Origin of the sequence: Nonomuraea sp. MG754425, assembly GCF_021699195.1 — a bacterium.
GTDB lineage: Bacteria > Actinomycetota > Actinomycetes > Streptosporangiales > Streptosporangiaceae > Nonomuraea.
In genome coordinates, this window is sequence record NZ_SSXE01000004.1 from 25696 (window position 1) to 49749 (window position 24054).

23 protein-coding genes are annotated in these 24054 nt (G+C 69.2%); 14 read left to right on the forward strand and 9 right to left on the reverse strand.

Going from position 1 to position 24054, the window contains the following annotated elements:
* The first annotated feature begins 11 nt into the window (after window positions 1-11).
* The 7 genes from FAF44_RS02215 to FAF44_RS02245 all read left to right on the forward strand — a co-directional run bounded on the left by FAF44_RS02215 (window position 12) and on the right by FAF44_RS02245 (window position 8636).
* Window positions 12-836 carry a hypothetical protein gene (locus FAF44_RS02215; protein WP_237101268.1) on the forward strand — a complete coding sequence of 275 codons (825 nt, stop codon included), beginning with the start codon at window positions 12-14 and terminating at the stop codon, window positions 834-836.
* Complete coding sequence (locus tag FAF44_RS02220) at window positions 833-2344, forward strand: ABC transporter substrate-binding protein (protein ID WP_237101269.1); 1512 nt, start codon at window positions 833-835, stop codon at window positions 2342-2344. Before FAF44_RS02215 ends, FAF44_RS02220 begins: the two co-directional genes overlap by 4 nt.
* A 49-nt stretch (window positions 2345-2393) precedes the next feature.
* Entirely contained in the window at window positions 2394-3596 is a 1203-nt protein-coding gene (locus FAF44_RS02225; protein WP_237101270.1) for a phosphatidylserine/phosphatidylglycerophosphate/cardiolipin synthase family protein, read from the forward strand.
* Between the two features lie 255 nt (window positions 3597-3851).
* Entirely contained in the window at window positions 3852-6317 is a 2466-nt protein-coding gene (locus FAF44_RS02230) for a 2OG-Fe(II) oxygenase (protein ID WP_237101271.1), read from the forward strand.
* Between the two features lie 438 nt (window positions 6318-6755).
* Entirely contained in the window at window positions 6756-7136 is a 381-nt protein-coding gene (locus FAF44_RS02235; RefSeq protein WP_237101338.1) for a metalloregulator ArsR/SmtB family transcription factor, read from the forward strand.
* Window positions 7133-8227 (forward strand): ACR3 family arsenite efflux transporter, encoded by a 1095-nt coding sequence (gene arsB, locus FAF44_RS02240; protein ID WP_308193267.1) that lies wholly within the window; start codon window positions 7133-7135, stop codon window positions 8225-8227. Before FAF44_RS02235 ends, arsB begins: the two co-directional genes overlap by 4 nt.
* Window positions 8220-8636, forward strand: a complete 417-nt coding sequence (locus FAF44_RS02245; RefSeq protein ID WP_308193268.1) for an arsenate reductase ArsC — start codon at window positions 8220-8222, stop codon at window positions 8634-8636. Before arsB ends, FAF44_RS02245 begins: the two co-directional genes overlap by 8 nt.
* Window positions 8637-8930: 294 nt before the next feature.
* On the opposite strand, the gene FAF44_RS02250 is transcribed toward FAF44_RS02245, so the two are convergent.
* A complete protein-coding gene (locus FAF44_RS02250) occupies window positions 8931-9383 on the reverse strand; it encodes an iron chaperone (protein ID WP_237101272.1) in 453 nt (150 codons plus the stop codon).
* A gap of 87 nt (window positions 9384-9470) precedes the next feature.
* A complete protein-coding gene (locus FAF44_RS02255; protein ID WP_237101273.1) occupies window positions 9471-9827 on the reverse strand; it encodes a VOC family protein in 357 nt (118 codons plus the stop codon).
* Between the two features lie 189 nt (window positions 9828-10016).
* Here FAF44_RS02255 and FAF44_RS54365 point away from each other — a divergent pair, with 189 nt between their 5' ends.
* Window positions 10017-12833 carry a LuxR C-terminal-related transcriptional regulator gene (locus FAF44_RS54365; RefSeq protein WP_308193269.1) on the forward strand — a complete coding sequence of 939 codons (2817 nt, stop codon included), beginning with the start codon at window positions 10017-10019 and terminating at the stop codon, window positions 12831-12833.
* Between the two features lie 142 nt (window positions 12834-12975).
* On the opposite strand, the gene FAF44_RS02265 is transcribed toward FAF44_RS54365, so the two are convergent.
* The 4 genes from FAF44_RS02265 to FAF44_RS02280 all read right to left on the reverse strand — a co-directional run bounded on the left by FAF44_RS02265 (window position 12976) and on the right by FAF44_RS02280 (window position 16026).
* Window positions 12976-13884: an LLM class flavin-dependent oxidoreductase gene (locus tag FAF44_RS02265; RefSeq protein WP_237101274.1), complete on the reverse strand. Its 909-nt coding sequence runs from the start codon at window positions 13882-13884 to the stop codon at window positions 12976-12978.
* 160 nt (window positions 13885-14044) lie between these two features.
* Window positions 14045-14269: a hypothetical protein gene (locus FAF44_RS02270; RefSeq protein WP_237101275.1), complete on the reverse strand. Its 225-nt coding sequence runs from the start codon at window positions 14267-14269 to the stop codon at window positions 14045-14047.
* A 256-nt stretch (window positions 14270-14525) separates the two neighbouring features.
* Window positions 14526-15314, reverse strand: coding sequence for an SDR family NAD(P)-dependent oxidoreductase (locus tag FAF44_RS02275; RefSeq protein ID WP_237101276.1), 789 nt, complete (start codon window positions 15312-15314; stop codon window positions 14526-14528).
* 46 nt (window positions 15315-15360) lie between these two features.
* Window positions 15361-16026, reverse strand: a complete 666-nt coding sequence (locus FAF44_RS02280; RefSeq protein ID WP_237101277.1) for an FMN-dependent NADH-azoreductase — start codon at window positions 16024-16026, stop codon at window positions 15361-15363.
* A gap of 96 nt (window positions 16027-16122) precedes the next feature.
* Here FAF44_RS02280 and FAF44_RS02285 point away from each other — a divergent pair, with 96 nt between their 5' ends.
* A complete protein-coding gene (locus tag FAF44_RS02285) occupies window positions 16123-16632 on the forward strand; it encodes a MarR family winged helix-turn-helix transcriptional regulator (RefSeq protein ID WP_237101278.1) in 510 nt (169 codons plus the stop codon).
* 291 nt (window positions 16633-16923) lie between these two features.
* Here FAF44_RS02285 and FAF44_RS02290 read toward each other — a convergent pair whose 3' ends face one another.
* On the reverse strand, window positions 16924-17355 hold the full coding sequence (locus FAF44_RS02290; RefSeq protein ID WP_237101279.1) for a calmodulin-binding protein: 432 nt from the start codon (window positions 17353-17355) through the stop codon (window positions 16924-16926).
* Window positions 17356-18118: 763 nt separating this feature from the next.
* Between FAF44_RS02290 and FAF44_RS02295 the strand changes: the two genes are divergently transcribed.
* From FAF44_RS02295 to FAF44_RS54370, 3 genes are all read left to right on the forward strand, one after another.
* Window positions 18119-18967, forward strand: coding sequence for a phosphotransferase (locus FAF44_RS02295; RefSeq protein ID WP_237101280.1), 849 nt, complete (start codon window positions 18119-18121; stop codon window positions 18965-18967).
* A gap of 173 nt (window positions 18968-19140) precedes the next feature.
* Window positions 19141-20205, forward strand: a complete 1065-nt coding sequence (locus FAF44_RS02300; protein WP_237101281.1) for a serine hydrolase — start codon at window positions 19141-19143, stop codon at window positions 20203-20205.
* 66 nt (window positions 20206-20271) lie between these two features.
* A complete protein-coding gene (locus tag FAF44_RS54370; protein ID WP_308193270.1) occupies window positions 20272-20592 on the forward strand; it encodes a S26 family signal peptidase in 321 nt (106 codons plus the stop codon).
* A 259-nt stretch (window positions 20593-20851) separates the two neighbouring features.
* Here the strand turns inward: FAF44_RS54370 and FAF44_RS02310 are convergent, their stop codons facing one another.
* Window positions 20852-21436 (reverse strand): TetR/AcrR family transcriptional regulator, encoded by a 585-nt coding sequence (locus FAF44_RS02310; RefSeq protein ID WP_237101282.1) that lies wholly within the window; start codon window positions 21434-21436, stop codon window positions 20852-20854.
* A gap of 114 nt (window positions 21437-21550) precedes the next feature.
* On the opposite strand from FAF44_RS02310, the gene FAF44_RS02315 reads away from it, so the two are divergent.
* Window positions 21551-22339, forward strand: coding sequence for an SDR family NAD(P)-dependent oxidoreductase (locus FAF44_RS02315; protein ID WP_237101283.1), 789 nt, complete (start codon window positions 21551-21553; stop codon window positions 22337-22339).
* Window positions 22340-22901: 562 nt separating this feature from the next.
* Window positions 22902-23426, forward strand: a complete 525-nt coding sequence (locus FAF44_RS02320) for a hypothetical protein (RefSeq protein ID WP_237101284.1) — start codon at window positions 22902-22904, stop codon at window positions 23424-23426.
* A 111-nt stretch (window positions 23427-23537) separates the two neighbouring features.
* Here FAF44_RS02320 and FAF44_RS02325 read toward each other — a convergent pair whose 3' ends face one another.
* Window positions 23538-24050 carry a hypothetical protein gene (locus tag FAF44_RS02325; RefSeq protein ID WP_237101285.1) on the reverse strand — a complete coding sequence of 171 codons (513 nt, stop codon included), beginning with the start codon at window positions 24048-24050 and terminating at the stop codon, window positions 23538-23540.
* Window positions 24051-24054 lie beyond the last annotated feature (4 nt).

The window sequence follows — 24054 nt, forward strand, 5'->3', positions numbered from 1 at the left end:
AGAGGACCAGCATGCTGACCGGATCCTTCACTTTCGTGGTGATGACCTACAACCTGTGGGGTGACTGGCATCTGGAGCAGCGAGAGCCGGCGATCCGTGACCTGTTCTCCACCCGGCCACCCGATCTCCTGGCGACCCAGGAACTTCGTCCTCGCTCGCGTGCGGTGGTGGACGAGGCACTGCCCGGACACGCACGGGTGCACGACGACTTCCCCGGATGGGGAGCGCAGAGCAATCTGTGGTGGCGGCGGGAACTGTTCGATCTCGTGGAGTACGGGACACGAGACGTCGGCATCCTCGATGCCAACGCAAGGTTGTTCTGGGTGCGGCTGCAGCCCAGGGCCGGCGACGCACGGCCGCTGGTGTTCTCCACCGCACACCTGACGTGGCCGGGCCACGCACAGGAGCGGGCGGATGGCCGCAATCTGCGAACCGGACAGGCGGAGCGGGTGGTCACGGCGCTGGATGAAATCGCCGGCGATGCGGCCTGCCTGTTCACGGTGGACATCAACGACATCGGGCAGCCGTTGTGGGCGCTCGGCAACGGCGGCTTTCTCGATTCGTTCACCGCGTTGGGACGCACGTCGCCGGTCACCCACCCCGTGGAGCCGCTGCCGTTCGTCGCCGACCGCGGAACGCGCCTCTCTCCGCTGGGGTCCCCGTCCAAGGCCATCGACTGGATCTTCTCCCGAGGCCCGATCGCCACCCGGGCCAGCGAGGTCGTCGAGTTCTTCTCGGCAGGGAACGCCCCGTCGGACCACAAGCCCGTCGCGGCGACCTTCACCCTGCCGTCGGCCGCGGCATCAGCTAAAACCAATCAAGGAGAGAGGCAATGATCGCACGATCCCGGGCCATAGGCGGCCTCGCCGCAGTCGCCCTTGTGATGGGCCTCGCGGCCTGCGGCGGCTCCGCCGGCTCGGCCGGCTCCGATGCCGAGGGCCAGGTGCTGCGCTACGCGCCACAGTTGTTCCCCGTATCGCTTGATGTCCAGCAGTTCCCTGCGGAAGAGGCCGTCCAGACCACCGTCCAGCAGGGGCTTGAGACGCTCACTGTCATGAAGGACGGCCAGGCGGCCCCGAAGCTGGCCACGTCATGGGAGAGCACCGACGAGAAGACGTGGGTGTTCCACCTCCGCGACGGGGTGACCTTCAGCGATGGGAGCGCTTTTACCGCCAAGGACGTCAAGGGGTCCGTGGAGCGGCTGAAGAGCCTCAAGGGGGCGCTGGACCCGTTGCTCGCCTCCGTCACCGGCATTGACGCCACCGACGACCACACGGTGACGTTCCACACCTCGGCGCCGCTGGGCACCCTGCCCAGCACCCTGTCCCTGGTGTTCATCGGCCAGGGCGACAAGGTCACCAGCGATACGTACTGGCAGAAGCCGATCGGCACCGGACCGTTCAAGTTCGACTCGTTCAGCCCCGACGACAGAGTGGTGCTCAGCCGCAACGACAAATACTGGGGCACCAAGGCCAAGGTGGCGAAGCTCGAGGTCCTCAACATGCCGGAGATCTCGGCCCGGATCACCGCGCTGAACAACGACGAGGTGGACGTGCTCGCGTCGATCCCGCCGGACCAGGTGGCCGAGGTGTCCGGCGTGGATGGAATCAAGTACGGGGTCGGCCCGAGCTTCAACTACTACTTCATCTGGTTCAACCAGAACAACAAGCCGTTCGACAATGTCAAGGTACGCCAGGCCATGTTGCATGCGATCGACATCAAGAGCGTCGTCGGCAACCTGTTCGGAGACCTCGGTACAGCGGCCCAGTCGCCGGTCACCCAGGCGGTCTTCGGATCGACCCGGCTGGAGCCGTACTCCTACGACCCGGCTCTGGCAAAGCAACTGCTCACCGAGGCCGGATATCCCAACGGCATCGACACCACGATCCAGTGGCCGCTGGCAGGTGGGCCGAACATCAAGGCCATGGCGCAGGCGTTCATCTCGTCCTGGGAAAAGGTCGGCATCAAGGTGCAGCCGCAGGAGAAGGAGCGGGCGACCTGGCTCAAGGACTTCGGCGCGCTGAACTGGGACATGAACCTGCAGACCAACACCACCGGCACCGGCGACGCCGACTTCACTCTGAACCGGCTGTACACCTGTGCAGCGAAGCGGATGGGCTACTGCAACAAGGATCTGGACTCGATCCTGGCCAAGGCGCGCGGGTCGCTGGACCAGAACGAGCGCAAGACGCTGTACGCGCAGGCCGACAAGATCATCTGGGATGACGCGGTCGGCATCTTCCCGGTGGATCTGAAGAACAACTACGCCGTCCGTGACAACGTCAAGGGATTGGAGATGCCGGTCAACGGGCGGCCGGACTTCTCGCAAGTGTCCGTCGGATAGCTGCTGGAGCCGTTCATCCAACCCCCCTTTTTTTGCAGGAGACACTCCATTGCCTCGAATCCGTTCCCTCCGCTCTGTCGTACTTGTCGGTCTTGCCGCCTTGGCCACCTTGTATGGGACCCCCACTGCTCAGGCCGCCCTCACGGAGCCCGCCCGCAGCGCCTGCCGTAACGCCACCGAGGTACCGGTCGAGACCGGCGCCACCTTCAACGACCCTGTCGCCGGCGCCCCGACCGCGGTCGTGGAACGGATCTGCTCGCTGATCAAGCAGGCCCCGGCCGGGTCGTCGATCGAGATCGCCGAGTTCGTCGTCTCAGGCGATGCCGGCGCCGATTACGCGGCGGTGCTGCTCGACGCGTACCACCGTGGCGTCCGGATACGCATGGTCATGGACGGCTATCAGATCGACAACCCGGCTGCCGAGGGGCTGATCCGCACCCTCGGCACCGACAAGTCGACCCCCTCATGGGTGCACGTTTGCAGCCACATGAGCCCGGAAGGGAACACCACCTCCTGCCAGGGCACCAAGGGCATGCACAACAAGTTCTCGCTCTACTCGGAGACCGGCGGTCAGCACGACGTCGTCGTACAGGCCTCGAACAACATCACCGACGTCAACTCCACCAGCTACTGGAACAACCTGGTCGTGCTGCCCGGCAACCGTAAGCTCTTCGAGGGATACGGAAAGTACTTCGACGACCTCGCCGCCGAGGTGCAGAACCCCGACTACGACACCACCGTCACCACCGGCATGCGGGGTGGCCAGGTCACCGCCCAGTTCTATCCGGTCGCCGACCGAGACCCGATCGCTCGGCGACTCAGCCAGGTCGGCTGCAAGACCGAGGGCCGCACCCGGGTCGAGATCGGCCAATCCGAGTGGGACGCCACCCGCCTCGCGATCGTCGACGAGCTCGCGGCGCTGGTGGCCGCGGGATGCCAGGTACGCGTCGTGCACGGTCTGGCTGACAACGCGGTCACCGCCGCGCTGGACGCCGGCGGCGTGCAGCGGCGGGTGCTCGACGGCTCGACCCCGGCCGGCCGCATCCACTCCAAGTACATCGTGGTCACCGACCCAACCGGCCGCGGTTCCGGACAGGGCTGGGTGATGACCGGCAGTCACAACTTCAACGCCACCTCGCTGCTACGCAACGACGAGGCGATGGTCGAACTCTCCGAGCACGGCATCGTCGAGGCGTACGGCGTCAACTTCGCACGGCTGTGGGAAGTCGGCGCGGTCGCGGGAAAGCAGTAGAGAACGGGGATGACCAACGGCACCGGCGCGATCCGAGCCGCCGTCGAGCGGCCGGTCCATCCGCAGTGAGCGGCGCTCGGTTGGCTGGGCGGCGCATGGTTGACCGTCGAACTGGGCGAACGCGCGGCCGAGCATCGGTTGTGCATGGAGGTGACCGGCCGGGCGTCCACCACACCCTCACCGCACGGCCTGGCCGCGCTGGCGTGGGTCGCACCAGCCACCGACATCACCATGCCGGCCGGGACGATCGACATCGTGGCCGAGACCCGGCCGCTTCCGCCCTGGCACACCGCCATGTCCGCGGACACGGCATGGACCGCGGACGGCATTCCTGAAAGCCTCACCGGAGCGCTCTCCCCGCGCAGTAGCTTTGGTTCCGCGACAGAAAAAAGGGGGGATTCCGTGCCCGGCATGGCCCGTGAGCAACTGGCCGGATTGCTCAATGCGTCGGCGGAGCCGGCCGCGTCCAGCGTCTATCGGAAGCTTCCCAAGGCCGATCTGTCGGTGGTGGTCGATGGGGTCGGTCCGCTGCGGTTCCCCGTCTCCGACGAGCAGGCTTCCCAGCTTCAAGAGCTCGGCCGCCGGGCGCGGTTCGGGCGGGGTGAGCAGACGCTGACCGACCCGGAAGTGCGCGACACCTGGGAGATTCCCAAGGAGCTGGTGCGCGTCGAGTGGACGGAGGCGTTCGCAGCCGTCCTCGACGGGATGCGCGCGGAGCTGGGGTTGCCGCCGCACTGCGAGCTCACACCGGAGCTGCACTCCATGCTCCTGTACGAGACCGGGCAGTTCTTCGTCGCCCACCAGGACTCCGAGAAGGACGACGCCATGGTCGCGACCTTGGTGGTGACGCTGCCGTCCGCGCACACCGGCGGCGAGTTCGTCGTCGAGCATCAGGGCCAGGCCAAGAAGTACCGGGGGCTGAAGACCGCGGTCTCGCTGGTCGCCTTCTACGCCGACTGCCGGCACCAGGTTCTTCCCGTGAAGAAGGGCAACCGCGTCACCCTTACCTACAACCTGCTCCTGACGGGCGACAGCCAGGCTGTGGCGGCCGAGCATCCGCTGGTCAGTGATCTCGCGGCCTGCCTCCACACGCACTTCACCACCCCGGTCGTCCTCCCGTACAGCAATCGCAGGGGCGCTCCGCCGGCGCGGCTGGCGTACCTCCTCGACCACGAGTACACCGCCCGCGGGCTGAGCTGGTCCCGGTTGAAGGGCTCCGACGCCGCGCGGGCCGCCCTGCTGCGGGCCGCGGCGGAGCGGGCGGGTTGCGAGATCACGCTGGCCCTCGCGGAGATCCAGGAGACCTGGGACGCCTACGACCCCGACGAGGACGAGGACGCGTGGTACGGCGACGATGAGGACGAGGGCCCCGACGATCACGAGGACTCGGGCAGCGCGGACGACAGGCAGTACGTCCTTCAGGATCTGATCGAGACCTGCACCACGCTCGCCCACTGGATCGGCCCGGAAACAGGGCGACTCGAGGACATCTCGCTGGACCTCAGCGACGCCGAGGTGGCCTCGACAACCCCGACGGCCGATATGACGCCCTACTCCTCCGAGTACGAGGGTTACATGGGCAACTACGGCAACACCCTGGACCGCTGGTACCGGCGAGCGGCGCTGGTCATCTGGCCCCGGGGCCAGGGCTTCGCCAGCCGGGCCGAGGCGTCTCCGGGTTGGGCGCTGGACGAGCTCACCGTGATGGCCCGCGCCGGTGAGAGCGCGCAGGCCCGTGAGGCGGCGCGGTCGCTGGAGTCCTTCTGGCACGCCGCAGGCCATTACGCCGACCAGACCGAACTTCTCCGTAAGGCGCTGGAAGCAGCCAGGGAGCTGGATGACGCGCAGATCGCCGCCATGCTGCTGCGGCCGTTCGCGTTGGAGCGGCTGGTTCCCGGACACGGCCCGGCCTTCGGCGGCCTGGCGGCGCACTACGGCGGCACCTGGATCGACGATCTGCTGCGCGGCTGGTCCGAGGGCTGGCGGCCCGGCTCCTACGGCCTCGCCCAGGCACCGCTGGAATGGCTCGAGAATCTCCCACGGCTGTGTGCCGCACTCTCGGTGGAGGAGGACCCGTCCGTCACGGCCGCCCGCCGCATCGTCGATCTGTCGTGGACGATGTTCGCGGGCCAGGTCGGTCCAGCGCTCGACGGGCCCCTCACCTCCCGGCAGAAAGCATGGCTGACCTCCTTGGGGGCGCCATGCTCCGGGATCATCGCGGCCGCGGCCCAACTGGGGTCGACTCGGGTACTGGAGGACGCTCACAAGCTCGCGCGGACGGACGGCGAGCGGGCGCACGTACTGGCGATGGCCACGTTGCGCGCCGCCGGGGCGCGCGAAACGGGCTTCGACGAGCTGGCCGTCAACTGTGCCGAACGGATCCGGGCATTACTGGCGCAGCCACAACGCGCGCCGGGCGACTGGTCGATCGAGCTGCCCACCGGATGCGCGTGCGAGCTGTGCGAAGTGCTCGGCACGTTCCTCCGGCATCCTGAACGGCGTGCTCTCGACTGGCCGCTCGCAAAGGACAAGCGCCGGCATGTCCACGCCCGAATAGACGACGCGGAGCTGCCCGTCCGGCACGAGACCAGACGGCAGGGCCGCCCGTACACCCTGGTGCTGGCCAAGACAGAAACCCTCTTCGAACGTGAGCGTCTCGCCCGCGAGCGTCACGAATCGGACCTGGCTTGGCTCACCGACAACTGGAAAGTCTTCAACTGATCCGCCTTGGGCCAGGGACCGTCCTGGTCGCGTGTAGGCGTGACCAGGACTTTTTGTTTTGACGAGTGGCAGGTCAGCCGCAGTCCGACGTTCGCGTAGATCTCGGCCTTCCGGATCGGGTCGGCGTTCGAGAGAACTCGCACCATGTCTCCGAGTCTGTGTGTGATCTCCGCCGGCTCATCACACCCAACCACGGTGCTGGGCGAGCGTGCGCTCACACTCGGCGATCTGGCGGCGTGCACATGGCGAGTGCTTGGGCCTCGGGCGGTGTCACGTCCTGTGCGGCCGTCAGGACGTCGAGGGTCTGGTCGACGTTGTGGGGCGCGACAGCCGACACCGAGCCAACGGTCCAGTCCGCCCGCATTCCGAGCAGGCATTGACACCTGTCAATATAGACATGTATCTATTTCGATGAACGTCTATATGAGGGGGCTGTGGATGGAACTGCTGGAGATCCTGGAGTGCAGCCCGCCGCTGACCCGCGAGCCGCTGGACGCCGAGCAGGCAGCCGGGGTGGCACGGGTGTTCAAGGCGCTGGGCGATCCGGTGCGACTGCGCATTCTGTCGATCGTGGCCAGCCGCGCCGGCGGCGAGGTGTGCGTGTGCGACATCAACGACGCCTTCGAGCTGTCCCAGCCGACCATCAGCCACCACCTGAAGGTGCTCAAGGAGGTCGGGCTGCTGACCTCCGAACGGCGCGCGTCCTGGATGTACTACCGGCTGGCGCCCGAGACGCTGGGTGAGTTGTCGGCGCTGCTCACCCTGCCCGCCAGCCTTCCAGCCAGTGGACCGGCCGCTGCAGCGGCGGTGCCGCGGTGATTGGGGCTCAACCCGCGCAGGTCACCGCGCCACCGGCCAGCGTGATCGGCGCGCTGTCGGTGCTGGATCGGTTCCTGCCGGTGTGGATCATCGCGGCCATGGGCGTGGGGCTGCTGCTCGGCCGGCTGGTGCCCGGCCTGGATGCCGCGCTGGATGCGGTCAAGGTCGGTGAGATCTCGCTGCCGATCGCGCTCGGCCTGCTGCTGATGATGTACCCGGTGCTGGCCAAGGTCCGCTACGACCGCCTCGGCACCGTCACGGGCGATCGCCGTCTGCTGATCTCCTCGCTGGTGCTCAACTGGGTGCTCGGCCCGGCGCTGATGTTCGCCCTGGCCTGGATCCTCCTGCCCGACCTGCCCGAATACCGCACCGGCCTGATCATCGTCGGCCTCGCCCGATGCATCGCCATGGTCCTCATCTGGAACGATCTGGCCTGCGGCGACCGCGAGGCCGCCGCCGTCCTGGTGGCGCTCAACTCCGTCTTCCAGGTGGTCGCGTTCGGCGCGCTGGGCTGGTTCTACCTCCAGGTGCTGCCCGGTTGGCTCGGCCTGTCACAGGCCGCACTGGAGGTCTCAGCCTGGGACATCGCCCAGTACGTGCTCATCTTCCTCGGCATCCCGCTGGCCGCCGGCTACCTCTCCCGCCAACTCGGCGAACGCGCCCGCGGCCGTGACTGGTACGAGCAGCGCTTCCTGCCGCGCGTCGGCCCGATCGCCCTGTACGGACTGCTGTTCACCATCGTCATCCTGTTCGCCCTGCAAGGCCACACCATCACCTCCCAGCCCGGCGACGTGGCCCGCATCGCGCTGCCGCTGCTGGCGTACTTCGCCCTCATGTGGGGCGGCGCCTTTCTGACCGGCAAGGCGATCGGCCTGCCCTACGACAAGACCACGACGCTCGCCTTCACCGCCGCCGGCAACAACTTCGAGCTGGCCATCGCGGTCGCGGTCGGCGTCTTCGGCGTCACCTCCGGCCAAGCCCTGGCCGGCGTGGTCGGCCCGCTCATCGAGGTCCCCGTCCTGGTCGCCCTGGTCTACGTCAGCCTGGCCGGCCGCCGCCTGTTCACCGCCGAGGAGCCCACCCGTGCCTGAGTCCGCACCTGGCAAGCCCTCCGTCCTGTTCGTCTGCGTCCACAACGCCGGACGCTCCCAGATGGCCGCCGGCTGGCTCACCCACCTGACCGCAGGCCGCGTCGAGGTCCGCTCCGCCGGATCGACCCCGGCCGACCAGGTCAACCCCGTCGCCATCGAAGCGATGCGCGAGGTGGGCATCGACATCACCGCCGAGCAGCCCAAGATCCTCACCGTCGACGCGGTCGAGGCCAGCGACGTGGTCATCACCATGGGCTGCGGCGACGCCTGCCCGATCTTCCCCGGCAAACGTCATGAGGACTGGAAACTCGACGACCCGGCCGGGCAGGACATCGACGCCGTCCGTACCATCCGCGACGACATCAGATCCCGCATCGAGAGACTGGTCGGTGAACTCCTGCCGGCCTGAAGGCCCGTGGGCGAGATGGCCGCCTCCCCGCATGCGGAAGGTGGCCGTCGTCGAATGCACCGAGCGGGAGATCGCCGACGATTTCCGGCGATGGCCAGGCTGAAGGCGATGAGGGGTGTCCGCTGGGCTGACACTCACACGCCGGGGACGGGATGGCGGGCCAGCTTGATCACCGAGATCAACAGCACGACTTGGAATCGTGCCGCAGCCGCCGCAGCACCGCGATCGCCTCAGACGACTCACCCTGAGGCGCCGCCCGCGGCCGGAGGGAGCGGGCGGCCTCTCGGCCGCCCGTCAGCTCACCGCCTGCTTCACCAGTGTGCTGATCCGCGCCTCCACCTCGGGCGTCACCTCGGTCAGGGCGAACGCGGCCGGCCACATCGTGCCGTCGTCCAGTTGCGCCCGGTCGCTGAACCCGAGGGTCGCGTAGCGGGTCTTGAACTTCGCCGCGGACTGGAAATGGCAGACGATCTTGCCGTCCAGCGCGTAGGCGGGCATCCCGTACCAGAGCCGCGGCGCCAAGTCCGAAGCGGCGGCGGTGATGACGGCGTGGACGCGCTCGGCCATGATCCGGTCCGAGTCGTGCATCTCGGCGATCTTCGCGAGCACGTCCTGCGCCGCCTCCGCCGCCTTGTCCGCGCGCCCGCCGCGCCGCGCCGCCTTCTTCCGCTCCGTCGCGTGGTCCTTCATCGCGGCCCGCTCCTCGGCCGTGAATCCCTCGTACGTGCTGCTGTCGGTGCCGCTCATGGTGCAACTCCCCTTGAAGATCTTGATAGTCGATGGGTGGTCAGGCGTCGCCGCCGGGCGGGAACGCCGTCTCGCGGACGGGCCCGCTCACCGGTCCTGGATCAGCCCGAGGACGTTGCCGTCGGGGTCGGTGACGGTGGCGACCATGCGGCCCACGCCGACCTCGTGCGGGGCCTCTTTCACGGTGGCCCCTGCGGCGGTCACCTCGGCCAGCTTCGCCTCGATGTCCTCGACGTGCCAGTACGCGACCGGCGAGCTCATCCCCTGCGGTCCGCCGCCCGGCACCAGCCCGATGTGCTGGCCCTCGGCCTCGAATCCCACGTAGTAGGCCGAGTCGGCCTGCGGCGGGACACCGAGCAGTGCGGCGTACACCGCCTTGGCCCTGGCCAGGTCGGACACCGGGTGCAGCACGGTCTTGATTCCCTGGGTGGAAGAGCCGGTCATGGTCACTCCTGTGGTCGTGGGCCGCGTCGGCCCGCTGTGTACGTACACAGCCTGTCTCCCGGCCCGGTGGGTCCACATCCGTGCCGACCACGGAACCCGGCCACGGATCGGCGGCACGGACCGGCGGTACGGATCGTGCTCGTGGGCCGTCACGGATGGAGCACGAACCGGGTACGGCAAAATTGGACAGTGGCGACAGAAGCGGAGATCTCGCCTCGGGAAGCCGAGGTGCTGGAACTGGTCGGGGCCCATCTCAGCAACGCCGAGATCGCGGCACGGCTGTGCATCTCGGTGCGTACCGTGGAGAGTCACGTCTCCTCGCTGCTGCGCAAGCTGGAAGTGCCGGACCGGCGCGCGCTCGCCCGGCGGGCCCCCGAGCCGGCCGGCGCCGCTCCGTCGCGTCCGGCGCCCGTTCTGCCGGCGCCGCTGACCTCGTTCGTCGGCCGGGTGAGCGAGCGGGCCGAGCTGGCCGAGCTGATCAGGACGCACCGCCAGGTGAGCGCGGTGGGTCCCGGCGGGGTGGGCAAGACCCGGCTGGCGCTGGCGGCGGCCGGGCAGGCGGCCGGCGAGTACGCCGACGGGGTGTGGTTCGTCGACCTGGTCCCGGTCACCGACCCGGACCTGATCGCCACCGCCGTCGCCGGGGCGATCGGCCTCGGCGAGCAGCGCGGCCGGGACATGACCGAGTCCGTGGTCACCGCGCTGGCCGACCGGCACGCGCTGCTGGTGCTGGACAACTGCGAGCAGGTGGCGGACGGGGTGGCGCTGCTGGTCGGACGGCTGCTGGCGACGTGCCCCCGCGTGACGGTGCTGGCGACCAGCCGGGCACGGCTGATGGTGCCCTTTGAACGGGTGTATCCGGTCCCGCCGCTGTCGCTGGCCGCCGACGGCGGGTCGGACGCGGTCACGTTGTTCCTGGAGCGGGCGGCAGCGGTCGGCGGGCCGCCGGCTCCCCCGCTGCGCGACCAGATCGCCGCGATCTGCGAGCGGCTGGACGGAATGGCGCTGGCGATCGAGCTGGCCGCCGCCCGGTATCCCACGCTCGGGCTCGATGGCATCACCGCGGCCCTGTCGCACCCGCTGCGGATGCTCACCGGCGGTTCCCGCGCCGACGAACGGCACCGTTCGGTCCGGGCGGCGCTGGACTGGAGTCACGCCCTGCTGGAGCCGGCCGACCGGGCGCTGCTGGGCAGGGTGTCGGTGTTCGTGGCGCCGTTCACCGCGGCGGCGGCCGTGGAGGTGGCCGGGGGCGAGGCGGCCATCGTCGCCGAGGGCCTGGCCCGGCTCGCCGAGCAGAGCCTGCTGGTGGTGACGGCGTCCCCGGGCGGCACGCAGTACCGGGCGCTGGAGACCATCCGCCAGTACGCGACGGAGCGGCTGGCCGAGGCCGGTGAGCTGGACGGCACCCGATCCCGGCACCTTCGCTGGTGCCTGGCCGAGGCCACGGGCCTGACCGTGGTGGGCCAGGACTGGCGGGCCCGGTTCGACCTGGTGGCCGACGACCTTCGCGCGGCCCTGGCGTGGGCGGCCGAGCGGCCGGAGCAGCGCGCGCGGGCGTACGAGCTCGCCCGGCACCTGGCGGAGCTGACCTTCACCCGCCACCTGAGCAGCGAGGCCCAGCGCCGCTACGAGCAGGCGGCCGGGCTCGCGGGCGACCCCGGCGTCACCGCGTCGATGCTCCGCCAGGCTGCGGCCGTGGCCGGTTGCCGGACGATCGGCGATGACATGTACCGCCTGCGCCGCGCCGCCGCCGACGCTGCCCGGGGGTCCGGCGATCCCGCCGGGGCCGCCGCCGACCTGGCGAGCGCGGCCACCATCGCCTTCCGGTTCTCGGCCACGTTCGTGCGGGTGCCGCCCGGGCAGGAGGCTGTCGCGCTGATCGACGAGGCGCGAGAGCTCGCCGGGGACGATCCCGCCGCCCTGGCGGCGCTGGCGCTGGCCGAGGCGGCGGTGCTCGCCGACGCGTTCGGCGCCGTCCAGGGGCCGCCCGGCAACGCCGTGCCGGACACGATCGAGCGCGCCGAGCGGGCGGTCGAGCTCGCCCGCCGGACCGGCGACCCGCTCGCCGAGTCGGCCGCGCTCGACGCGCTCACCTGCGCGCACGTCTGGGCCGGCGACACGTTCGCCACCGCCGCGCTGTCCCGGCGCCGGATCACGCTGCTGTCGTCCCTGCCGGTCTCGCCGGCCGGCACCCAGGAGCTGATCGACGCGCTCGGCATGGTCGCCGAGGCCGGCCTCGGCACCGGGGACGTGCCGGGCGCCCGCCGGTGGGCCCGGCAACTGGCCGATCATCCGTCGCTGGCGGAGGTCGGGCACCGCGCTCCGCTCATGGTCGCCGCGCTGGCCGGCGACGTCGAGGAGGTGCTCGCCGGCAGCGTACGGCTCCTCGACGCCTGGCGGCGGGCGGGCAGCCCCGCGCGGGCGTACCTCGGCCCGGCGGTGGCCGCCGTGGCGCTGAGCCACGGCCTGCGCGACGACCACGACGCCCAGCGCGAGTGGCAGCAGATCCTGGACCAGCTCGGCACTCTCCCGGAGCGCACCTACGGCTACGGGGCGGTCTACGACGCGATCCTCCTGCTGCACCGCGGCCAGGCACACGAGGCGCTGGAGCGGACGGCCCCCGACACCCGGCAGGTGTGGAAGTGGGTCACCTGGATCTGGCACCACTGGTACGTCGCCCTGCGCACCGAGGCCGCCGTGCTCGCCGGCAGCCCCGACGCCCGCGACCGGCTGGCCGAGGCCCGGACCGCCGTGGCCGGCAACCCGGTCGCCGGCGCCCTCGTCGAGCGGGCCGGAGCTCTGCTCGACGGCGACCGGGAGGCGCTGCTCGCCACCGCGGACGCGTTCGACGCCGCCGGCTGCCGCTACCAGGCCGCCCGCACCCTCGTGCTCGCCGGTGGCGACCACGCCCGGCGCGGCGCGGCCACACTCGCCGATCTCGCCCTCGCCCCGATGGCCCCGGCATCGAACCCGCCCCAGGCTCCCGATGGCCATCTGGGGTTTTGAGCGTTCGTACAGGTCAACGGGTTGATGCTGAGTAAGGCATGGTATGGCTCCGAGCGGGACCGTGCGCAGGCGGTGGAGGCCAAGCGGACCGCCGAGCGGATGGCGCGTGGCACCGAGTATCAGCACCGGCCTTCGGGCATGATCAAGGCGATTCTGTTTTCTCCGTCCGGGCACGGCTCACTTGTGCTCTGGCTTCCGCGAGTACTTCTGCCTGCCGGGTCCAGTCCCCGCCGTCAAGGCTGAGTCCAACCATGTCGGCTCCGGCCTCCGCGTAGGCGTGGAGGCGTTGCGCCACCTGCGCCGGGCCGCCGACGACCGGGACGGCCTCCGCTTCGCGCGGCGCCATGCGATGCACGTCCACCAGCACGCGGGTGAAGGACTCGATGGCAGCCGGGTTGTCGACGAGGATCGCATGACCTCCCACGGAGATCGACGGGACCGGGCGTCCGAGCTCATGGGCGATCTCACGTAGCCGTACCACCTTCTTGGCCAGAGCCGCCGGGCTGATCAATGAAGGCGCCCAACCGTCACCGTGAAGGACGGCGCGGCGCATCGCCGCCTCGGAGTTCCCCCCGATGAGGATGGGCGGCACCGGAGCGGCGGGGCCGAGGGTGACCTCGTCCTCGCCCAGCATGGTTGTCTCACCACGAACAAGGCCGGGCAACACGTGCAACGCTTCGTCGGTCCAGCGCCCCCGGCCCTGAGGTGGCGCCCCGACCGCACGCCAGAACGGCGAGCCCGGGAAGCCTCCGATCCCGATGCCAAGGGCAACCCGGTTGCCTGACAGGTGTTGAAGGGTTTGCATCTGCGTAGCGACCCAAGCGGTTGGGCGCAGCGGGAGGCTGAGCACGCCGAACTCCAGTCCGATCTTGTCGGTCACGGTTGCGGCGGCCGCCAGAACAAGTGTGGCGTCAAAGCCCGGCGTCCCATCTCCGACGATGACATCGGCCATGCTGACCGCGTCATAGCCAAGGTCTTCAAGGTGCCGCGCCATCGCGATGTCAGGCACGCCGGCCCGTGTCGTGGGCAGGGTGGTGCTGATCCGCATCATGATCCTCCAAAGCGTTCGGATCGGAAGTGCAGACCACGCTAGGAGCTCAAGCGGAGTTGAGGTCAACTGCACTCACTGGAGGACGTCGAAAGCCCCCTTGTGGACCTCCCTTCCAGTGGTCGTCGCAGCGGACTCAGCACGTGGAGGGCGGATCCTGGGGTCAGTTCCAGTAGTAGTAGTCCTGGCCGAGGTCGGCGACGGCCTCGCCGGGCGCGATGCGGCGTCCGCCGTTGCAGATGAAGTTGGTGCTCAGTTTCCAGGTCTGATCGTCCTTGTTGACGATCGAGCGGGCGACCCCGCCGGGGATGGCGTCGCAGACGTGGTAGGAGGGGTTGCCGTAGCACACGGTGACCCCGAACAGTACGAGGTCGACTACACGCAGCATTGCCCCTGGAGTGCCGCGCAGATAGGGGTGGCCGTATGAACTGTTTCATGAGCCCCAACCACGTTGATCTCGAGGTACATCGGTTCTCATGAACGAGTCCCGGGAAGTTGTCGGTATCGCGGCATACGTTGCCCTCAGTGGCCGACGCGCTGGCCCGCCGCGACGAGGATGTCCATCCAGGGCAGCGGGCGAGAACCGCTCCCCGCCCGCACGGCCGGCGGGCGAGGAGCAGCTTCGTGTGGTGCGGGTTGGGCTGTTAACCGCCGATGTGCGGTGCGCGAGCGGCGGCGGAGCCGTCCCGGATCACCTCGCCAGTGAGGTTGCCGTTGGCTGCCGAGCCCAGGAAGACGATGAGGTTGGCCACGTCGTCGGAGTCGGAGAGCCTGTGGGTGGGGGTGGCGGCGGCGAGGGCGTCGGTGACGAACGCCGGGATGTCAGGGCGGCTGTCGGTGAGGGTGAAGCCCGGTGCCACGACGTTGACCAGGATCCCGTCCCGGCCGCCGTTCCAGGCCAGGCTGCGGGCCAGGCCGTACAGGCCCGATTTGGCGGTGCCGTACGGGCCCGGTCCGGGCAGGCCCTCCTCCGCGACGCTCGAGGAGATCAGCACGACCCGGCCCCAGCCCTTGGCGCGCATGCCGGGCAGGACCCCGCGGACCGTGGCCGCCGTTCCGATCAGGTTGGCGCTGATCATCGCGTCCCACTCCTGCAGCGGCACGTCCTCGAACCGGAGGCTGGGGTCAGGCGGGCCGTCGCCGCCCCAGCGCACGGCGTTGGCGACGAGAACGTCGATCCCGCCCCAGTGCTCGACGACGCTCGCGACGGCGCGGTCTATGGAAGGCAGGTCCTCGAGGTCGAGCCGGACGATGTGTGCCTGCCCGCCGGCGGCCTCGACGTCGGCGGCCACTTTCTCGGCGCGGTCGGGGTGGTTGCGGTAGGTGATCGCCACGCGGGCGCCTTCGCGTCCGTAGGCGCGGGCGGTCGCGGCTCCGATGCCGGTCGACGCGCCGGTGATCAGAACCACGCGGCCGTTGAGGTCTGTGTTCATGGTGCGGTTGTCCCCTTGTCTTCGCTGATCAGGGAGAGAGTCACGGTCAGGACGGCGTCTCGGCGGGCGCTCGGGTCGCCAGGGTGCGCACCGCGTCGAGCGCCGCGGCGTGGGAGGCCGCGTGCTGGTCGCGGAACTGCGTGAGGAAGGGCATGACCGTGGCGTGGGTGAGTTCGGCATGGACGAACTCCACGTCGTCCAGTCCGAGTACGGAGAAGTAGGCGCGCAGGTAGGGCTCCTGGAAGTCGAACTGCTCGCGGGGTGTGCCCGGCCCGTAGCCCCCGCCGCGTGCGCTCAGCACCACGGCCGACTTTCCCTTGAGCGGTAGCCACGGCAGGGTCACGCGGTCGATCCATGCCTTGAGCGCGGCGGGCACCGTGAAGTTGTACATCGGCACGCCCAGGAGCAGGACGTCCGCCGCGAGGAGCTGTTCCACCAGCGGGCGGGTGGCTGCCCAGCTCCTGGCCAGTTCGGGGGCGCCGGCGGCCACCCGGTCCATGGTCTCGATGTCGCGGACCCCGTTCACGGACGACTGGGTGGCGAGGTGGACACGGTCTTCGTCGATGGGCGACACCGGGTCGGCCACCAGGTCGCGGTAGGTGTAGGTCCCGTCGGGATGCGTTGCCCGCCAGTCGGCCACGAAGGTGCTGCCGAGCCTGCGGGAGAACGAGTCGCCGCGTCCGCTGGCGTCCAGATGGAGAAGATGCGTCACAAGATTGCCCAGCTTTCAAGATGGTCTGGAATTGCAATCAATATAGAGCAAGATAGTTGTGAGTCAAGAACATCTTGGGTTGGTATCATGCTGGACATGGCCAACGTTCCCGCACCCGAAGGCTCCCCCGACAGTTGGCTGCACCAGGACCTGCACTGGCTGTTCGCGCGACTGAAGCAGGGCCTGGCCACCGCCGAGACCGCCGCGGTGCGCGAGCACGGCATGACTCTGTGGGGCTACACGGTGTTGATGGCCATCGTTGAAGCCCCCGCCGGCTCCCAACTCGCTCTCGCCCAGGCCGTATCGGTCGACAAGAGCAAGCTGGTCCTCATCCTCGACGAACTGGAAGACGACGGCTTGGTGCGCCGCCGGCCGGACCCCGCCGACCGCAGAGCCCGCATCATCGAGGTCACCCCCGAAGGCAGCCGCGCCCTCAAGGCCGCCCGTAGCGACATCAAGGCGATCGAGGACCAACTCCTGGCCGGCCTCGCCCCCGCGGCTCGGAACGCACTGCAGAGCGCGCTGCAACATCTCGTCGGCGAGCCCATCGCGAGAGTCGAGGACGGACGGTCACCCGAGACCGCCTGCGCGCCCGACTCAGCGTGACCGCACCTCAGGCCGATCGGGTGCTGTTCGAGACCGCCTACGTCCGCGGCGCCCGCGCCTGCGAAGTCTGCGGCCGGCTACGTCACCCTGCTCAAGATCTACGTTGCACGCGCTGGCCACGCCGCCGGCCCGCCGTTTCGCGCCTGCATCAGAGGTACAGCGTTGTGGGGGCTTCGGTGCTGCGCAAGGTGCTGTTCTTCCTGGTCACCGGCCCCGCGCACCAACCTGTGGGCCGTCCCGTGAATGGCGGCCCCCGGAGCGGTTCTCCAGAGGCCGTGGAGGACGTCGGTCTTACGGCGCCGGAATTTCGCGCACGAGCCTGGACGTCCAGTCGCACCAGACGAGGCCGGGCAGGAACGCCCCGCCGGCCTCGTCCAGGTTGTCCTCGACGTAGGGGATCGTCGCGTCGCAGACCTCGAACGCCTGGTCGAAGAAGTCGACGGTGTCGGTGTTCAGGTGGTAGCTCCAGCGCGGGTTATAGGGGGTCTGGCGCTTGAGGATGCGTCCGACGACGTGCGGCCGGTCTGTGGTCTCGCCGTTCACCAGGTCGCGGGCGTGCTGGATCTTCGCGGGGTCGGTGAGCTTGATGATGAAGTGCTCGCGGGTGATGTCGGTCATCTCGAAGTAGGCCGGCTGCGCCGCCTGGGCGGGTGCTGGGGCGGCGACGCCGAGTGCCGTGATGGCGGTGAGAGCCGTGACGATCTTGGTCAGGGTGCGATGCATGGATGCCTTCACCTCATGTGATTACTGAGCGCTGCTAGTGCATGCGCTAAGTAATCACATGAAGATCGGCGCGGCCCCCTGGCGCCAGGGTGATAACACCATCACCTTCCGTCAAGCCTTCGGGCGTAATCGCAGAAGGGGTGCACCACGAACTGCGGAATCCGGGAGAGCGGATCGTCTGGTGGCGGGTGACCAGAGCCCTGCTCTGTCTACTCATCCGCACCGGAGCGGCGGCGTCTCGGCCCTGAGCGCGCCGGTCCGGCCGTCCGTGAGCCCGTCGGACTGCCGGTCGGGAGGGCGCTGCTGACGGCGTTCGTCGCCGCCACCGAGAACGCGGGCGTCTGGACGATCCAGTCGAGCGTCTTCCCCGACAACGCCGCCAGCCTGTCACTGCACCAGTCGCTCGGTTTCCGCGTGGTGGGCACCCGCGAGCGCATCGGCCGCCATCACGGGCTGTGGCGCGACACGTTCCTCACGGAACGCCGCAGCGACCACGATGGGTGACGGGCCAGGTGACGCACACTCTGGTACATGCGGGGCCTCGCCTCGGCTGTGACCACTCTCTCGGAGGGGTCGTGGACGAGGCGGAGGCCCATTTGGGCGTAGAGGTCGTTCCGGTCAGCATGATCAGCCGAACCACGGTGGTGTCGAACCCTCGCTTGAGGTTTGCGTAGTCCCGGCAGATGGCCCAGGAAATCGCTCGATCATGCCCATCTGCCGCAGTACGGTCTAACACTTGGCCGGATGGAAGAGGGGAACCGCAATGAGCTCCGCCACCTACGTCGAACCCGCAGAGTCCGAACCCGAGATCGCGCTGGTCGGCGGTGACGTCACCGAGGGCGTGGTGCGCGTCGGCGACACCGTGCGGCGGCCGGTCGGCTTCAACGCCCCGCTCGTCCATGCCTTGCTCCGCCACCTGGAGGAGGTCGGCTTCGCGGGCGCTCCGAGATTCCTCGGCATCGACGCGGCCGGACGTGAGGTGCTGACGTTCGTCGCCGGCGAGGTCGCCGGACGGCCGAGACCCGGGTGGATCGCCGACGAGGCGCGGTTGGCCTCGGTCGGCCGCCTCGTCCGGGCCTACGACGACGCGGCCTCTGGTTTCGTCCTCCCGGAAGGGGTCCGGCCCTTCCCGGGGCTCACCGAGCAGCCGGACCTGCCACCCGCACCGCCCTATCCGGCCGAACTGATCGGGCACATGGACTTCACACCCGACAACATCGTGTTCCGGGACGGCCAGGCCGCCGCGCTCATCGACTTCGACATGGCCAAACCGGTCTCCAGGGTCGACGAGGCGTGCAACGCGATGGTCTACTGGGCCCCACTGGGTGACCCCGTGGACGCCGACCCGCTGCTGCGGGACGTCGACGCGCCGCGCCGCTGCCGGATCCTCGCCGACGCCTACGGGATGTCGGACACCGATCGTTCCCGGCTCGTCGAAGTGGCCGTGCTGCGCTCAAGACGGTCATGGTTCTCGATGAAGCAGATCGCCGAGACACAAGGCGGAGGATGGGCGCGAATGTGGCAGCAGGGCGTCGGCGATCAGATCAAACGGCGGGAAGCATGGCTGGAGCGAAACGGCACGGCGATCGAAACCGCACTGACCGCCCCCTAGGTTCCTCGGCTTCGGGCAAGCGGCTCCGGACAAGCGGCTCCGCAACGCGGTGAACATCGATTTCCGCGCCGCATCCATGCCGCACACCGCCGCCGTGCCCTGAGGTTTTCCGCAGGAAGAGTGGGCGGGGCACCGCATTCTGCCGCGAAGTCGATCTCCGTAGCGTTCTGCCCATGATGCAGACGATGATGAACGTGCTGGTGACGGCAGTGGTGGCGGTAAGTGGCTCCGGCGCGGACGTACGCGCCGACATGGAGAAGATCGTGACGGGCAACGGCGCCACGGCGGTCCTGGCGCGGGTCTCCGACGCCGGCCGTACCTGGTCGGGCGCCGTGGGCGTACGCGACATCGAGCGTGGCGGACGGCCTTCTCCCCACGGCCGCTTCCGGATCGGCAGCGTCACCAAGACCTTCGTCGCGACCGTGGTGCTCCAGCTCGTGGACGAGAACAAGGTGGGCCTCGACGACCCCATCGACCGGCACCTGCCCGGTCTCGTGCCCGGCGGCTCCCAGATCACCGTCCGCGAGCTCCTCAACCACACCAGCCATCTGTACGACTACATGAGCGAGCCCGGCTACTCGACCAACCGCTGGCGCGGCGAGGCCCGGTTCCGCTCGTACCAGCCGCGTGAGCTGCTCAAGGTCGCCTTCGCCAAGCAGCTCCCCGACGACGGGAAGTGGCACTACTCCAACACCAACTACGTGGTGCTCGGGCTCCTGGTCGAGAAGCTGACCGGCAACCCGTACGGCGAGGAGGTCGAGCGCCGCGTCCTGCGCCCGCTGAAGCTGCGTCACACGGTGGTGCCGGGGAACCGGGCAGGAGTGCCGTCGCCGCACGCCAAGGGATACGAGCCGCTGCCCGGCCTGGTGGACGCGACCCGGATGAACCCCTCGCTGGACTGGGCCGCCGGAGAGATGATCTCGACCACCGGCGACCTGGAGACGTTCATGTCGGCGCTGCTCGGCGGCAGGCTCATCAGCGAGCCGTCCCTGACGGCGATGCGCACGACGGTCGAGACCGGGGCCGGGTTCGGCTACGGGCTCGGGCTGCAGGCGTACCGGTTGCCGTGCGGCACGGTGTGGGGGCACAGCGGTGAGCTGATCGGGTACCTGACGTTCGCGTTCCGCTCGGGCTCCGGCAAGTCGCTCACCCTGTCGATCAACCCCTCGACCCGCAACCCGTCCACTGCGGAGGTCATGGGCATCGCCGTCAAGGTGTTCTGCGGGGCTTCGCAGTAGGGTGCGGCGCCCGTCCGGTGACTCGCCTGGAGGTGGTGAACGCCGGTTGGCCCGGATAATGCCCTGGTGATTGCTTTACGTAGGGCCGCCGTGGCGCTGGTCTTCCCGGTTCTGATCGCCACCACGGGCTGTGGGCTCCTGAGCACGGTTACCGGCGGGTTCCGCATCAGCATGCCGAGCGAGTCGATGGAGCCGACCATCGAGATGGGGGCACACCTCACGGTGCGGCAGACCGCCGACGACCACGTTCCCCGCCTGGGTGAGGTCATCGCCTTCATACCGGACGACTGGCGCGACTTCACCCCAGATGCCCTGCACGTGTCGAGGGTCATCGGCGTACCGGGAAGCACCGTGGCCTGCTGTGATTCCAGGGCCGGCTTCAGGTGAACGGCAAGGCGCTGGACGAGCCGTACATTGCCGCCCCACCCGCTTCGTATCCGCACTTCAGCGTTCAGTTCCACTCGGCCGGCTCTGGGTGATGAGCGACAATCGCCACATCGCTCTGGACTCTCGCGCTCACCTCGCCGACCCTGAGCAGGGCACCATCGCGGTCTCCGACGTCAGCGGCGTGGTGAGTCCGCCGACCCGATGAAGGGCGGGTGTCTTCCTTGAAGCCGGACCGCGCGGGACGTCCGGGCAGTAAATCTCAGGTGAGGGACTGACCGGTGCCCACGCCGCGGAGCAGCGTATCGACCAGGCGGGCCGCGAGCGTGTCGGCGTCGGCGTCGCGTGACTGTGCCGCCTCATGGATGAGGGCGTAGTAGACCCGCCTGGCCCAGGCGGGATCGACATCGGCGCGCAGGACACCGGCCTCGCGCGCCTTGACGAACAGCCGTTCACAGCGTTCCTCGATGTCGGCGTGCACGTGGGCGGCCTCCCGGTCGGCGGTCAGCGCCAGGCTCATGGCGAACGACCAGTCGATCTTGACCCGAAGCACGTTGGCGGTGATCTGGTAGAGCGCCACGAGCGGCGGAGTGGTCTCGGGGTGGGCGGCGTCCACGGCTTCGGCGAAGCGCCGGGTAGCCCAGGACGCCATCGCGGCCACGAGCGCGTCTCGTGAGGCGAAACGGCGATGGACCGTCGTGCGGGCCACTCCGGCGGCCTCGGCGATCTGCTCCATGCTGGCCGCCGGGTTCCTGCTGAGCACGCGTTCGGCCGCTTCGAGAATGGTGTGCACCGTCCGTTCGGAGTCGGACCTCAGCGCTCGCGTCGATGTCGTCGTCTCCTTCATCTGGGCAAGAATACGTCATCGTCGCCGCTATCCCGATAGTTGCATCAATAGAGTCGCAAATTGTAGGTTTTAAGTGTCGATAGCGATGCATCTAGGCATGAGGATGAGACGAACATGGACATGCGACTGACTGGCAAGACCGCCGTGGTGACCGGGGCGAGCAGGGGCCTTGGGCTGGCGATCGTCCGGGCCCTGACGGCAGAGGGCATGCGGGTCGCCGCCGCCGCCCGGACGGTCTCACCCGAGCTGACGGAAACCGGCGCGATCGTGCTGACCGTCGACCTGTCCACCCCGGACGGCCCCGCCTCGCTGATCGAGCGGGCACTGACCGAGCTGGGCGAGCTCGACCTGCTGGTCAACAACGTGGGCGGCGGCGACGGCGGCGAGGGCCGAGTCGGCGGCCTGCTGAACTTCACCGACGAGCACTGGAGGCGTGACCACGACCTGAACTTCCTCAGCGCCGTACGCGCGACCACAGCCGCCATGCCCAGCCTGCTCCGCCAACACGGCAACGTGATCAACATCTCGTCCAACGGCGCCCGGATGCCGCACGCCGGACCCATCACCTACACCACGGCCAAGGCGGCGCTGACCGCGTTCGGCAAGGCCCTGGCCGAGGAGTTCGGCCCCCAAGGGGTGCGGGTGAACACCGTCTCCCCCGGCGCCATCCGCACTTCCCTGTGGGAGTCCCCGGACGGGTACGGGGCCTCGCTGGCCGCCGCGCTCGGCCTGGAGCATCAGCAGTTCCTGGCCGGCCTGCCGGCCAGTACCGGCATGACCACCGGCAGGCTCGTCGAGCCGGACGAGGTGGCCGCCCTGGTGACGTGGCTGGCCTCGCCGCACGCCGCAAGCGTCAACGGCGCCGACCATGTCATCGACGGCGGCGCCATCAAGACGATCTGACGACGGCCTCGGCGCTCACTGCGAGGCCTGCCTGCCGCGAAGGCGACTTCATCCGCTGCGCGCGCCTCCGGGTACCGCGCAAGGTGGAAGGCGCGTCACACATTCGAACTGGCAGGGGGGCGCGCGGACGCGCCTTTCCAGCCTGCGACCTTCACTCCGACGAAGTCGCCGTAAGGGAGACGCAGATCACATTTCCTGATGTCCCGTCACGCCGTAGTGCTTCGTCGCCCGGGTGACAGCCTCTCTCCCCGCTCGCCGTCGCGACCCGGCTGATTCGCGGGTGACGCGATGCGACCGCCTTTCGACGGCGCGAAACCGGGAGAGACGCGCGTCATTCACGGGCCGGGCGAAAGGACGGAAAGCGCGGATGTCCATCGGCGATGCGTGGTCGCCGCACCGAAGTCCAGCGGCCGGAAAGCCTTCAAGGACAGGTACGCCTGGATCTCCAAGGTCACGGTGACGAACACGTGTTCCGGTTGATGTGCGTCTCGGGCGCCGGTGTCCCCTCGGGATGGGCTCGTTCGTCACTGGGGTGACAGCGAACACGGCAGAGGAGATCACCGTGGAAACGCGACTCAACACCTCCGAGAAGGGGACGAGGAAGATCATGGCCAGAAAGAGCACGGCGGCCGTCGCCGTAGCCCTCGCCTGCCTGACGGCGACCGTCGTCGTCGAGGCGCCGGCGTCCGCCGAGCCCGCGGCGGGCAGGACCTGGTCGTTCACGTGCCTGGGTCGTGCCAAGGCCTCGGACGACAAGGGCGGCTGGAACCTCACCGCGATCGCGACGCACAAGAAGGATCGTTCACGACGCTTCCAGGTGTCCTTCCGTGCCAAAGGCGAGAAGCTGCTCGTCCACGATTACCGGGGCGGGAACCACACGCCCAACATGGAGGTGATCGTCTTCGACTTCGACTCCGGCAAGAAGGCCAGAATGCCGCTCGGCTCCAGCTCGGACATGAGCGGCTCGTACGGGATCGCCAAGCGCATGGGGCTCAAGAAGATCAAGGAAGGACACCGGATCCGCATGGAGCTCTTCAACCCCGGCGGCATGGGCACCTCGGGCCCGTGCGTGGGCGGCGTCGCCTGACTCCTCACGAGGCTACGACCTCACCGGCGGCAACCTGTTCATCGACCCGGGCACCGGCAGCTCCCACAGCGAGGACGGCCCGCACACCGACGACGGCGACATCTGGCCCTCCTACCTGGCTCTGCTCAAAGTCACCGGGCGCAGGGTGAAGCCGTCGTTCGGCTTGCCGGCCAGCAGGGCGGCCAGGCCGCCGCTGAGCGCGTAGGTCGTGCCTCGGGGGCCGGCCGTGAGGGCGCTGCTGACCGGGTCGGTGACGGTGTCGGTGACCGAGACGGTGGCGGACTTCCAGTGACGGCCGGGGCGAACCCGTTGCACGACGGCGGCCTTCCCGCTGAGCAGTCCGCTGCTGATCGCGGCGATCGACCCGTCCGGCAGGACCCGGAGGCCAGCGGTGCGGGCCTTCAGGTTCTTGGAGAGCCTGACCTCGGCGGCCTTTTCGGGGTGGGCGATGCGGAAGATCGTCGGGGAGAGTTCGTCCACGGCGTACGCCGTGCCGTCCGGGGCGATCGTCACGTCGGACACGAGGTGCTGCTTGCCGTCGTCCGCGACCTTGTTCAGGTCGGCGTACCAGAGCCGGCGTCCGCTGCCGGCATCGCGGTTGCGGTGATCCGGAAGCTGGTTCATGTTC